Source organism: Streptomyces sp. NBC_01237, assembly GCF_035917275.1.
In the GTDB taxonomy this organism is placed as follows: Bacteria; Actinomycetota; Actinomycetes; order Streptomycetales; family Streptomycetaceae; genus Streptomyces.
This window is the reverse complement of record NZ_CP108508.1, coordinates 6,652,344-6,664,918: the sequence shown is the minus strand read 5'-3', so window position 1 is coordinate 6,664,918 and position 12,575 is coordinate 6,652,344. Positions and strand designations below refer to the sequence as shown.

Below are 12,575 nucleotides of genomic sequence, written 5' to 3'. Positions count from 1 at the left end.
CCACTCGCTGGACGCGCCCCGCCCGTACCTCGCTCGGCGGACCGCCCTCAGCCGATCGGCCGGTGGAGGTTCTCCTTCGTGGACGCTCCCGGCGTGGCGTCGGCGATCCAGGGGCCGTCTCCGCTCGGGTCGACGATGCCCTCCTCCAGCCAGGTGTACCTCCCGGCCAGCACGCCGTCGACCACCCGGCGGTCGAGGTCGTCGGTGTTGGACCAGAGGCGGGTGAACAGCTCCTCGACCCGGATCCGGGACTGGTGGCAGAAGACGTCGGCGAGCTGGTAGGCCTCGCGGCCGTGTTCACCGCCGCTCCGCAGGAGTTCGGCGCGCACGCAGGCGGCGCTCATCGCGAAGAGTTCGGCGCCGATGTCGACGATCCGGCCGAGGAAGCCCTGCTTGGTCTCCATGCGGCCCTGCCAGCGCGACATCGCGTAGAACGTGGACCGGGCCAGTTTGCGGGCGGAGCGTTCGACGAAGCGCAGATGGGTGGCGAGGTCGGGGTGGCCCGCGGGGTGGAATTCGCCGTAGGTACGCGGGAGTTGGCCCGCTCCGGTGACGAGCCCCGGAAGCCAGCGGGCGTAGAAGCCGGCCGCGTTCGCGCCCGCCTTCGCCTTGGCCGACAACGGCTTGTCCGGGTCGATGATGTCGCCCGCGACCTTCAGATGGGCGTCGACGGCCTCCCGGGCGATCAGCAGATGCATGATCTCGGTGGAGCCCTCGAAGATCCGGTTGATGCGCATGTCGCGGAGCAGTTGCTCGGCGGGGACTGCGCGCTCGCCGCGGGCGGCGAGGGAGTCGGCGGTCTCGAAGCCGCGCCCGCCGCGGATCTGGACGAGTTCGTCGGCGATCAGCCAGCCCATCTCGGAGCCGTACAGCTTGGCGAGGGCCGCTTCGATCCGGATGTCGTTGCGGTCCTCGTCGGCCATCTGGGAGGAGAGGTCGACGACGGCCTCCAGCGCGAAGGTGGTGGCGGCGATGAAGGAGATCTTCGCGCCGACCGCTTCGTGCCGGGCGACCGGTCTGCCCCACTGTTCGCGCACGGCCGACCATTCGCGGGCGATCTTCAGACACCACTTCCCGGCGCCGACGCACATCGCGGGCAGGGAGAGGCGCCCGGTGTTGAGCGTGGTGAGGGCGATCTTGAGACCGGCGCCCTCGGGGCCGATCCGGTTGGCGGCGGGGACGCGGACGCGGTGGAAACGGGTCACGCCGTTCTCGATGCCGCGCAGCCCCATGAAGGCGTTGCGGTTCTCCACGGTGATGCCGGGGGCGTCCGCCTCGACGATGAACGCGGTGATGCCGCCCCGGTGCCCCTCGGACTCGGGAACGCGGGCCATGACGACCAGCAGATCGGCGACGACCCCGTTGGTGGTCCACAGCTTCACGCCGTCCAGGACGTAGTCGTCCCCGTCCGGCACGGCGGAGGTCGCGAGCCGGGCCGGGTCGGAGCCGACATCGGGTTCGGTGAGGAGGAAGGCCGAGATGTCGGTGCGGGCCAGCCGGGGCAGGAAGGTGTCCTTCTGCTCCTGGGTGCCGAAGATCTTCAGCGGCTGCGGTACGCCGATCGACTGATGGGCGGAGAGCAGTGCGCCGAGCGAGGGGTTGGCCGAGCCGACGAGGGCGAGCGCCCTGTTGTAGTACACCTGGGTGAGGCCGAGCCCGCCGTACTTCGTGTCGATCTTCATGCCGAGTGCGCCGAGCTCCTTGAGCCCGTTGACCACCTCGTCGGGGATCTTCGCCTCGCGCTCGATCAGGGCGCTGTCGACGCTCGTCTCGCAGAACGTCCGCAGCCGGGCCAGGAACTCCTCGCCGCGCCGGACGTCGTCCGGGGGCGGCAGGGGGTGCGGGTGGATCAGGTCGAGCCGGAAGCGGCCCAGGAAGAGTTCCTTGGCGAAGCTGGGCCGGTGCCAGTCCTGCTCGCGGGCCGCCTCGGCCACCCGGCGCGCTTCACGCTCGGTGACTTTGGGGGCCTGGGACGTGTGGGGTGGGGCGGACATGAGGAGCTCACCTCGCCGCGTGGGGGGCCGATGGACCGTACGTACCGATTTCGATGGGTACTTCTTGTCCGTATGTACCTGATCACGGCGGTACGCACCACCCCTGCGGCGGGCAGCGCGAACGGTCCGAGCCCCCGCACAGTGGGCTCGGACCGTTCGCACACCCCGCCCGCCGTCGTGCTGTCCGGGCGGAATGCGGGCGGGTGGTTCCTGAGGGCCTGCGGCCCCGTCTAGAGCGCGAGGCCGGTGAGGACCAGGACGCGCTCGTAGGTGTAGTCGTCCATCGCGTACCGCACGCCCTCGCGGCCGACGCCGGACTGCTTGGCTCCGCCGTACGGCATCTGGTCCGCGCGGTACGAGGGGACGTCGCCGATGATCACGCCGCCCACCTCCAGGGCGCGGTGGGCGCGGAAGGCGGTCTGCAGATCGTGCGTGAACACGCCCGCCTGGAGGCCGTACTTGGAGGAGTTGACGGCGGCGAAGGCCTCGGCCTCTCCGTCCACCTTCTGAACGGACATGACCGGGCCGAAGACCTCCTCGCAGGAGAGCTTCACCTCGGCCGGGAGGCCGGTGAGCACGGTCGGGGCGTAGGTGGCCCCGTCGCGCTTGCCGCCGGTCAGCAGCGCCGCCCCGGCCCCGACGGCCTCGTCGACCCAGGACTCGACGCGCTTGGCGGCGTCCTCGCTGACCAGCGGGCCGACATCGGTGGCCGCGTCGGCGGGGTCGCCGGTCACCAGCGCCTCGACGGCGGAGACGATCTTCGGGACGAGCCGGTCGTAGACCGAGGCGTCCGCGATGACGCGCTGCACCGAGATGCAGGACTGACCGCCCTGGTAGTTGGAGAAGGTCGCGATCCGGGTGGCGGCCCAGTCCAGGTCGGCGTCGGAGGCGTAGTCACCGAGCACGACCGCCGCGCCGTTGCCGCCGAGCTCCAGGGTGCAGTGCTTGCGGGGCACCGACTCCATGATCGAGTAGCCGACCGGGCCCGAGCCGGTGAAGGAGATCACGGGCAGCCGCTCGTCCTTCACCAGGGCGGGCATGCGGTCGTTGGGCACCGTCAGCACGGACCAGGAACCGGCCGGGAGGTCGGTCTCGGCCAGCAGTTCGCCCAGGATCAGCGAGGAGATCGGGGTCGCCGGGGCGGGCTTCAGGATGATCGGGGCGCCGACGGCGATGGCCGGGGCGACCTTGTGGGCGCTCAGGTTGAGCGGGAAGTTGAACGGCGCGATACCGAGGACGGCGCCGCGCGGGAAGCGCCGGGTCAGCCCGAGGCGGCCGGTGCCGCCGGCGTCGGTGTCCAGCCGCTGGGCGTCGCCGCCGTTGAAGCGACGGGCCTCCTCGGAGGCGAAGCGGAACACCGAGACGGCCCGGCCGACCTCGCCGCGGGCCCACTTGATGGGCTTGCCGTTCTCGGCCGAGATCAGCTGGGCGATCTCCTCGGTGCGCTCCACGAGACGCCGTACGACGTGGTCGAGGGCGGCGGCCCTGACGTGCGCCGGGGTCGCGGCGAACTCGTCCCGTACGGCGTGCGCGGCGGCGACGGCCTCCTCGATCTGCGCGTCGGTCGGCACGCTGACCGTGCCGACGAGACGGCCGTCGTAGGGGTTGGTGACGTCGAAGCTGTCCTCGCCGGTGGCCCGGCGGCCGGCCAGCCAGAAGGCGTGGGTGGAAGTCATGGCGGTTCCGGCCCTTCGGAGGTCGTGACGGAGATCGCGGGCGCCCGGAAGGCTCCCCACTGGTGTCCCACGGTAGGGCGGCGGGGCGCTCAAAGCGTTTGTCCGGGGTGGAGTACACGGGGGCGGCCGTGCTCCGAATTGTCGCAGGAGGAGGCCGGTTCTCCGGTTCCGGTTCTCCGGTTCCGGTTCTCCGCGCGGCGTCCGGGCGACGGGCTACCGTCCCGCCGGCGGGTCGTTCACTTCGGCGCGGGTCCCGTCGTCGTGCCCGCCGCCGTCGCCTTGAGGGCCAGCCACAGCTCCATCCGGGCATCCGGATCGTCGAGCGAACGGCCCAGGATCTCCTCCACCCGGCGCATCCGGTAGCGCAGGGTGTGCCGGTGCACGCCCAGGTCCGCGGCGGCGGCGTCCCACTGGCCGTGCCGGGAGAGCCAGGCGCGCAGGGAGGCGACGAGGTCGCCGCGGCCCTTCGCGTCGTGCTCGTGCAGCGCACGGAGCATCCCGTCCGCGAAGGCCCGTACCGCGTCGTCGGCCAGCAGCGGCAGCACCGAGCCCGCCGCCAGCTCCTCGTGCTCGACCAGGGCCCTGCCCCGTCGGCGGGCGACCGAGAGGGACTGCTCGGCCTGCTTGTACGCGGCGGACACGGCGATCGGTCCGGCCGGGGCGGACAGGCCCACGACGACCTCGCCCTCCTCGGTGCCCGGCTCGCGGGCCGGGCGCCCGTCCTGGGCCTCGGCGTACGCGGTGCAGGCGGCGACCGCCGCGCCGCCGTCCGCGGCCAGGACCACCAGGCGTTCGCCCTCGGGGACCATGAGCAGTGTCTCGCCGGACCGGGCGGCGGCGGCCTCCATCGTCCCGGCGAGCGGTTCGGATCCGGCCGGTGCGGTGGACTCGGCGATCAGCAGCCGGAACGGGGCGTCCAGCAGCCCGCCGTACAGGTCTCCGGCGACGGCCCGCGCATGGTCGGACTCCCCGGCCAGCAGCATGCGCAGGACCGCCGCGCCGAGCCGCTGCTCGGCGCCCTGGAGCGAGCGGGAGCGGGCGGTGGTCAGGGTCAGCAGGGCGACGGCCGAGTGCACGGCGTACCGCTCGGCGGTCCCCAGCGCGGCCCCGGTGCCGACGGCCAGGGCGCCGCGGGCCCGGCGTCCGGTGCCCAGCGACTGGAGCTCGACCCGGTCGTCGGTGCCGCCGACGACCACGCTGGCCGGCGCGGGCCGCTCCCGTAGGCGCTCCACGTCCGGGGTGAGCCGGGCGGCGCGGCGGGCGGCCCAGTCGGGCGCGGCGGCGACGACGGCGCCCGAGGTGTCGTACAGGGCGGCCCAGCCGTCGACGTGCGCGGCGAGCCGGGTGAGGAGATCGGCGGGACCGTCCCCGGCGAGCGCGGCCCTGGTCAGTTCGCGCTGGGCCTCGAAGCCCGCGGTGACGGCGCGGTACTGGTCGGCGGCGATGGCGGCGGAGACGGCCTTGCTGATGGCGAGGAACGGGGTGCGGCGCGGGACTTCGAGGAGCGGCATCCCGGCCTCGTCGGCGGCGTCGACGAGTGCCTGCGGGATGTCGTCGTAGGTGACGCCGACCGCGAAGCCGACCCCGGCCACTCCGGCTCCGGCCAGCCGCCGCACGTACCGGCGCATCGCCTCGGCGTTCTCGGCGTCGAGGTTGGTGGCGGTGACGAGCAGGAGCTCGCCGCCGTCCATGTACGGCACGGGATCGGCGAGCTCGCTGGCGTGCGCCCAGCGCACGGGGGTGTCGAGCCGGTCCGCCCCCGCACGCACCGTGAGCTTGAGCGCCGGGTGCTTGATGAGCGAGGCGAGCGTGGGGGGCATGGGACCGGGAACCCTCAGAGGTCGATGGTGTCGATTTCGCCGTCCCGTATGAACGGCCACCTTCGATTCTGCCAGGGCGGCAGGGTCCCCGTGACCGTTCTCAGCCGCCGAGCTCCACCAGGAGCGGGGGCGCGTGCTCGCCGTCGACCGTCGTCAGGGAGAGCACCGCGTGCCCGGCCGGAACGGAGTACGCCAGCTCGGAGGCCGACCAGCGCTCCCGCTCGACCTGCCGTACGGTCACGGCGTCCCTGGTCACGGCCTTGCCGGTGACGAGCTTGCGCAGCGCGTGCAGGGCCCGGGTGAACGGCTGGTCGGCGAAGACGGTGTGCTGGGCGACCTCACGGGTCTCCACCCATTCCTTGCCCCATGCCTCGGTGAACCGCTTGCCGTCCCAGGTGGTGAGGCCGGAGAAGGCCATGGTGCAGCCGACCGCGCCGAGCAGGGGGGTGTGCAGGTTCTCCGGGACGTCGTCGATCGTCCGCAGCGCGAGGACCACGCCCGCGTTCACGGAGCGCAGGCGCCGGATGCCCCGGACGGTCTCGGCGGTGACGGCGTGGGTGGCGTCGTCCAGGACGAGGCAGACGAAGAGCGAACGGTCGGTGCGGGCCGAGGTGATGGCGTTGAACTGGGCGAGCAGGAGCCGGGTGAGCAGCCGGGACGCCTCCGCGTGGCCGCGTTCCGGGAGGTCGACACGGACCCGCAGCGGATGCTGTTCCAGGGAGCGCAGGGAGAAGGCGCGGGCCTGTTCACCGGTGGTGAAGAATCCGGCGAACGCGGGCCGGTCGAGCAGGGCGATCCGGTCGGCGAGTACCGGGGCGGGATCTCCCGCCCCGCCCGCCTGGCGGGCGCGGGCGTCCAGTTCGCGCAGCATGGCCCGGTGCCCGCCCGCTTCGAGCGACGCCCTCAGCGCGGCCAGCGGGTGCGGGTCGCCGTCGAGGAGCTCGCGCAGTTCGGGGACGCCGGGGAAGCAGCCGTGGGCGGCGCGGTAGGGGCCGAGCAGCTGGGCCAGTACGGTCGCGGCGCGTCGGCTGTCGAGGCTGCCGACGTCGCCGATCAGCCCCTCCGCGAGCACGGTCGCGGCCTCGTCGGGATCGGTCGTGCCGCCGTACAGGTCGAAGTCGTGGGCGGATTCGGGGTCACCGATCGCCACGACGACGTCGTAGGCGTCGTCGTGGCCGAGCGGCGCTCCGGTGGCGCCGACGGCGAGCAGCGCCGCCTTCCCGGCGAGGGCCTGGAGGGCGAGGGACTCGACGACCGGCCGCACCAGCCGGGCGGACTTGCCGGCTCCGGGCGGCCCCACCGCCAGCAGCGAGGTGCCCAGCAGCGTGGGGTCCAGGGCCAGGCCCGCGCCCCGGCGGGCGTACGGGTTGTGCGCGTCGTCGGCGCAGCGGCCGATCCGGACCTGTCCGGTGAGCAGGTCGTGCCGGGCGGTGCGCCGGGGCAGGTCGCGCCGTCCCGAGGGGTGCAGGGCGGCGGCGCCTCCGGCACGCAGGACGGCTTCGCTCAGCGCGGCGAGCCGGTCGGGGTGGCCCCGGCCGACGGCCCAGGCGTGGCGCAGCCGTGCGCAGTCGACGTCGTTCATGCGGCCGGTGCGCACCTCGGTGGTCAGGGCGTCGGCGGCGTCCGTCCACCCGGCGGCCCGCAGCTCGGGCCACCGGTCGGCAGAGGTGGCGGAGACCTGCGCCGGTACGGGGAGTGCCTCATCCGGTGCCCGCGCGGCGGAGCGCTTCCTGAGATGGGTGGTGGCCAGTTCGCGCCAGTGCCCCAGCAGGGCGAACGGCCAGAGCACCGCGGCGGCGATCACCGTGTAGACGATGTTCACGACCGTCTGGCTCTGGAAGTTCTCGCCGCCCACGACCGCGGCGGCCAGGATCAGGGCGGGCCTGAGGACCGGCACGGCGTCCTTCCAGACGAGCAGCTGTGCCAGCCCCGCGCCCACCGCCGCCGCCACCGCGAGGAAGGGCTGCCCCCGGTCCGCCACATGGCGGCGGAAGAGCTCGGACCAGTTGCCCAGGCGTCCGCAGCCGTAGACCAGGAGCCCGAACAGGACGGCCTCGTACACGGTGAGGGCACGGGCTCCGTCGACCGTCGCGGGACCGCCGAAGCTCCCGGCGTACCACCAGTCGCCGGGGGTGAAGAGCTTCACCGGGACCAGCCGGTAGGGGAGGTAGCCGTTGCGCCAGAGCGACCACAGGAGCAGGCCGGACAGCAGCGAGATCACCACGCCGACCACCAGGGAGCGGTCGGAGACGCCCTCGGGCCGCTCGGGGGGCCGCGGGGTGTATCCGTACCGCCAGATGCCCGGGTCCTGCGGCCGGCGCGGGGTGCGCAGCCATTCGTCGAGCGGGGGCCCCTCGTCCGGGGCCCCGATCCGGGGCGGCGCGGACGGCGGTGGCGGCGTGGGTCCGGGCACCCGTTTCGCGCTCGTGCCCCGTGCGCGGTGCGTGCCTTCGTCGTTCATGAACCGTTGCCCCCTGACCAGCCAGGTCCGTCCACTGCCCCGGTCAATCTAGTGGGCCCGCACGGGGAGTTCAGCCAAGTACTGTCCCGTGGTCCCCGGCGGATCGGCGCGCGGCGTCGGACGCGGCGCGTCGCGAGGCGGAGGGACGTCCGCATACGGGATGCATTCGGGCGTTCCGGCAACGCCGCGAGGTGCCGTAGCCGTCGTCGCGCGCCCGCAGCGACGACGGGACAGCCCCCGGGCGGTCGGCCACGTGCCGACGGCCTCCCCGGCTTCCGCGCGCCCTCTTCTGTCCGCGACGGACAAGGACACGCCCCCATCACTCCCGATCGGAGCATGCCCGCACCGCCGTCCCGCCCCTAGCCTGCACGAAGAAGCGTCCGAAACACCCCCAGGAGCCCCTCATGACCGCTATTCCGCAGGAGCGACGCGTCGTCACCGCCATCCCCGGCCCGAAGTCGGTCGAGCTGCAGGCTCGCCGTCTCGCGGCGGTCGCCGCAGGTGTGGGCTCCACCCTGCCGGTGTTCACCGCCCGCGCCGGTGGCGGGATCATCGAGGACGTGGACGGCAACCGGCTGATCGACTTCGGTTCGGGTATCGCCGTGACGTCGGTGGGTGCCTCCGCCGAGGCCGTCGTGCGCCGCGCGTCCGCGCAGCTCGCCGACTTCACCCACACCTGTTTCATGGTCACGCCGTACGAGGGGTACGTCGAGGTCTGTGAGCAGCTCGCCGAGCTGACGCCGGGCGACCACGCGAAGAAGTCCGCGCTGTTCAACTCGGGCGCCGAGGCCGTCGAGAACGCCGTGAAGATCGCCCGCGCCTACACGAAGCGCACCGCCGTCGTCGTCTTCGACCACGGCTACCACGGCCGGACGAACCTCACGATGGCGCTGACGGCGAAGAACATGCCGTACAAGCAGGGCTTCGGTCCGTTCGCGCCCGAGGTCTACCGTGTCCCGGTCGCCTACGGCTACCGCTGGCCGACCGGTGCCGAGAACGCCGGCGCCGAGGCGTCCGCGCAGGCCATCGACGAGATCACCAAGCAGATCGGCGCGGACAACGTCGCCGCGATCATCATCGAGCCGGTCCTCGGCGAGGGCGGCTTCATCGAGCCGGCCAAGGGCTTCCTCCCGGCGATCGCCCAGTTCGCCAAGGACAACGGGATCGTGTTCGTCGCGGACGAGATCCAGTCCGGCTTCTGCCGTACCGGCCAGTGGTTCGCCTGCGAGGACGAGCGCATCGTCCCGGACCTGATCACGACCGCCAAGGGCATCGCGGGCGGCCTGCCGCTGTCCGCCGTGACGGGGCGCGCCGAGATCATGGACGCCGCGCACGCCGGTGGCCTGGGCGGCACCTACGGCGGCAACCCGGTCGCCTGCGCGGGTGCGCTCGGTGCCATCGAGACCATGCGTGAGTTGGACCTGAACGGCCGGGCCAAGCGCATCGAGGAGGTCATGAAGGGCCGCCTCGCCGAGATGCGGGCGAAGCTCCCGAACGGCGACATCATCGGTGACATCCGCGGCCGCGGCGCCATGATCGCGATCGAGCTGGTGGAGTCCGGTGCCAAGACCCCGAACGCCGCGGCCGCCGCCGCGCTCGCCAGGGCCTGCCACGCCGAGGGTCTGCTGGTCCTCACCTGTGGCACGTACGGCAATGTGCTGCGCTTCCTGCCGCCGCTCGTGATCGGCGAGAACCTGCTGAACGAGGGACTCGACATCATCGAGCAGGCGTTCGCCCGCATCTGATCGATTCGAACCCCAGGCCGAGGAAGAGACATCATTTTCGGGGCGGTCCATGGCGCGCGTGTGGGCCTGTGAAGAAGGTGTGCGGGGCCGATGGCGGGACCGGGTTCCCGCTGTCGGTCGCCCCTCGGCTGCCGTACGGTTTCTGCAGATGAGAGAAACACCTCGCCCGCAGGGGACTGCGGGCGATGCCGGGCCGGGGCTTCCCCAGCACGGACCCGGTCGTGCCCTCGCGCACACCGCTGGAGCCTCTGGCTCCGGAACTCCTCACCGATCGGATGGCCGCTCGCCCCACACCCCCCGGGGCGCGCGGCAAACCGATCCGGCCGGCCATCCCGGAACACCCCCCCCTGTTCCCCGGTGGCCGGCTTCTCTCATTTCCCTGGTGCCGGCGCTTCTGGTGCTCTTCGCACTCATCACCTGGCAGGTGGTGGCCGACGGCCCCCTGCTCGGACCGGACGAGCGGATCGGCCGGGCCCTGGCGGGGCGTGGCCCCACCCGGATCGCCGATCTCCTCAGCGACCTCGGCAATATGCAGGTCGCGCTCCCGGTGCTCGCCTGCGCGATCATCTGCGCGCTGCTGCGCGGCGCCCGTCGCGAGCCGCTGTACGCGGCCCTCACGATGGCGGCGGTGCCCGCGCTGATCGTCCCGCTGAAGCTGTGGACCGACCGCCAGGGGCCACTGACCGAGGCGACCGGCTACTACCCCTCGGGCCACACGGCGACGGCCGCGGTGGCGTACGGCGCGGCGGCGCTGCTGCTGGCCCCGTACCTGAGGCGCTCATGGATGATGCTCGTCGCCGCCGTCCTGCTGACGGCGGCGACGAGCATCGGTCTGGTGCTGCGCGGCTACCACTGGCCCCTCGACGTGGTCGCCAGTTGGTGCCTGAGCGGGGTGCTGCTGGTGGTGCTGGACAGGGCGCTGCGGTCGGTCAGCCGCCGAAGTAGGCGTCGAAGTTCTTCGAGAACTCCCAGTTGTTGAAGCGGTCCCAGTTGATCGACCAGGTCATCAGCCCGCGCAGGCCGGACCAGGTGCCGTGCGTCTGGTACGAGCCGCAGTCGGTCTTCTTCGTCAGGCAGTTCAGCGCCTTGGTGACCTCGGCGGGCGAGGTGTGCCCGTTGCCCGCCTGGGTCGAGGCGGGGAGGCCGAAGGCGACCTGCTCGGGACGGAGCGCCGGGAAGACCTTCGTCTGGTCGCCCGCCACCGGGAAGCCGGTGAGCAGCATGTCCGTCATGGCGATGTGGAAGTCGGCGCCGCCCATGGAGTGGTACTGGTTGTCCAGGCCCATGATGGAGCCCGAGTTGTAGTCCTGGACGTGCAGCAGGGTCAGATCGTCCCGCAGGGCGTGGATGACCGGCAGGTAGGCACCGGCGCGCGGGTCCTGACCGCCCCACGGGCCGGAGCCGTAGTACTGGTAGCCGAGCTGCACGAAGAAGGTCTCGGGCGCCATGGTGAGGACGAAGCCGGAACCGTACTTGGCCTTGAGGGTCTTCACCGCGGAGATCAGGTTGACGATGACCGGCGACGTCGGGTTGCGGAAGTCGGTGTCACCGGTGTTCAGCGAGAGCGAGTGCCCCTCGAAGTCGATGTCCAGGCCGTCCAGGCCATAGGTGTCGATGATCTTGGACACCGAGGTGACGAAGGCGTCGCGGGCGGCGGTGGTGGAGAGCTGCACCTGACCGTTCTGGCCGCCGATCGAGATCAGCACCTTCTTGCCCGCGGCCTGCTTGGCCTTGATGGCGGCCTTGAACTCCGCCTCCGACTCGACGTTCGGGCATTCGGCCACCGGGCAGAGCGAGAAGCGTATGTCGCCCGAGGTGACGGAGGTCGGCTCGCCGAAGGCGAGGTTGATGACGTCCCAGGAGGCGGGCACGTCCGCCATCCGCGTGTAGCCGGAGCCGTTGGCGAAGCTGGAGTGCAGATAGCCGACGAGCGCGTGGGCCGGGAGCCCCGCGTCGCCTCCCCCGCCGCCCGCCGTGGTGGTGGCGCTGACGGCGGCCGATTTCGCGGACTCCCCGGCGGCGTTGACCGCGGCGACCTGGAAGCTGTACGCGGTCGAGGCGGTCAGGCCCGTCACGGTGGCCGAGGTGGCGGTGGTGGAGGCCACCTTCGTACCGCCCCGGTAGACCTGGTAGCCGGTGGCTCCGGCGGAGGCCGTCCAGGAGAGGTCGACGGAGGAGGCGGTGACCGGTCCGGCCTTCAGTCCGGCGGGCGTGGCCGGGAGCGTGACGGGGTCGCCGCCCGGTCCGACAAGGCTGAGGTCGTCGGCGTAGTAGGCGGGGGTGCCGTACCAGCCGTGGGTGTAGACGCTCACCGAGGTGGTGGCCGGGCCGGTCTTGAAGGTGGTGGTGAGCTGCTTCCAGGCCCCGGTGGACTGGGTCCAGGTGGAGACGTCGGTGGTGCCGGTGCCGGCCGCGCCGAGATAGACGTAGGACCCCTGCACCCAGGCGCTGAGCGTGTACGTGGAGTCGGGCTTGACCGTCACGCTCTGGGAGCACTTGGCGTAGTCGGCGCCGGCCGGGGTGGCCCGCAGCGCGGAAGTGCCGCTGTGCGCGGGCGTGCTGACAGCGGCTCCGCTGCCGCCCGTACAGCTCCAGCCGTCCAGGCCCGCCTCGAAGCCGCCGTTGCGCGCCAGTTCGGCGTCGGCGGCGCCCGCCGGCGGGGCCGTGGCGACCAGCGCTCCGGCGGCGAGCAGGGCAGCCGAGAAAGCGGCCAGAAGTCCGGAATATCGGGCGGGGAGTCCCGTACGTTCCACAACAGCCTCCGTGCAGGGGGGAATGGGGTGTGACGTGCGCACAACATGGTCCAGACCAATCAGGTTGTCAAGACCTCTGGCGCTCCCCGGCGGGGGCGGTCGGCGCCGGGCCCTCCCGCCGTCCCG

7 protein-coding genes are annotated in these 12,575 nt (G+C 72.5%); 2 read left to right on the top strand and 5 right to left on the bottom strand.

The window, feature by feature from the left end; translation table 11 throughout:
- Positions 1-47: 47 nt before the first annotated feature.
- The 4 genes from OG251_RS29780 to OG251_RS29765 all read right to left on the bottom strand — a co-directional run bounded on the left by OG251_RS29780 (position 48) and on the right by OG251_RS29765 (position 7,951).
- The gene (locus OG251_RS29780; RefSeq protein WP_326679987.1) at positions 48-1,994 is read right to left on the bottom strand and encodes an acyl-CoA dehydrogenase family protein; all 1,947 of its coding nucleotides are present in this window, start codon (positions 1,992-1,994) and stop codon (positions 48-50) included.
- A gap of 230 nt (positions 1,995-2,224) precedes the next feature.
- Positions 2,225-3,670, bottom strand: a complete 1,446-nt coding sequence (locus OG251_RS29775) for an aldehyde dehydrogenase family protein (RefSeq protein ID WP_326679986.1) — start codon at positions 3,668-3,670, stop codon at positions 2,225-2,227.
- Between the two features lie 236 nt (positions 3,671-3,906).
- Complete coding sequence (locus tag OG251_RS29770) at positions 3,907-5,490, bottom strand: PucR family transcriptional regulator (RefSeq protein ID WP_326679985.1); 1,584 nt, start codon at positions 5,488-5,490, stop codon at positions 3,907-3,909.
- A gap of 100 nt (positions 5,491-5,590) precedes the next feature.
- A complete protein-coding gene (locus OG251_RS29765) occupies positions 5,591-7,951 on the bottom strand; it encodes an ATP/GTP-binding protein (protein WP_326679984.1) in 2,361 nt (786 codons plus the stop codon).
- A gap of 404 nt (positions 7,952-8,355) precedes the next feature.
- On the opposite strand from OG251_RS29765, the gene gabT reads away from it, so the two are divergent.
- Both gabT and OG251_RS29755 read left to right on the top strand, forming a co-directional pair.
- The gene (gene gabT, locus OG251_RS29760) at positions 8,356-9,696 is read left to right on the top strand and encodes a 4-aminobutyrate--2-oxoglutarate transaminase (protein WP_326679983.1); all 1,341 of its coding nucleotides are present in this window, start codon (positions 8,356-8,358) and stop codon (positions 9,694-9,696) included.
- A 148-nt stretch (positions 9,697-9,844) separates the two neighbouring features.
- On the top strand, positions 9,845-10,675 hold the full coding sequence (locus tag OG251_RS29755) for a phosphatase PAP2 family protein (protein WP_326679982.1): 831 nt from the start codon (positions 9,845-9,847) through the stop codon (positions 10,673-10,675).
- Here OG251_RS29755 and OG251_RS29750 read toward each other — a convergent pair.
- Positions 10,626-12,449, bottom strand: a complete 1,824-nt coding sequence (locus tag OG251_RS29750) for a chitinase (RefSeq protein WP_326679981.1) — start codon at positions 12,447-12,449, stop codon at positions 10,626-10,628. The genes OG251_RS29755 and OG251_RS29750 overlap by 50 nt on opposite strands.
- Positions 12,450-12,575 lie beyond the last annotated feature (126 nt).

Bases quoted from the DNA above. Each gene is read 5' to 3' on its own strand.
- OG251_RS29775 (WP_326679986.1), bottom strand. From the start codon at position 3,670: ATGACTTCCACCCACGCCTTCTGGCTGGCCGGCCGCCGGGCCACCGGC.
- OG251_RS29770 (WP_326679985.1), bottom strand. From the start codon at position 5,490: ATGCCCCCCACGCTCGCCTCGCTCATCAAGCACCCGGCGCTCAAGCTC.
- OG251_RS29765 (WP_326679984.1), bottom strand. From the start codon at position 7,951: ATGAACGACGAAGGCACGCACCGCGCACGGGGCACGAGCGCGAAACGG.
- OG251_RS29780 (WP_326679987.1), bottom strand. From the start codon at position 1,994: ATGTCCGCCCCACCCCACACGTCCCAGGCCCCCAAAGTCACCGAGCGT.
- OG251_RS29755 (WP_326679982.1), top strand. From the start codon at position 9,845: ATGAGAGAAACACCTCGCCCGCAGGGGACTGCGGGCGATGCCGGGCCG.
- gabT (WP_326679983.1), top strand. From the start codon at position 8,356: ATGACCGCTATTCCGCAGGAGCGACGCGTCGTCACCGCCATCCCCGGC.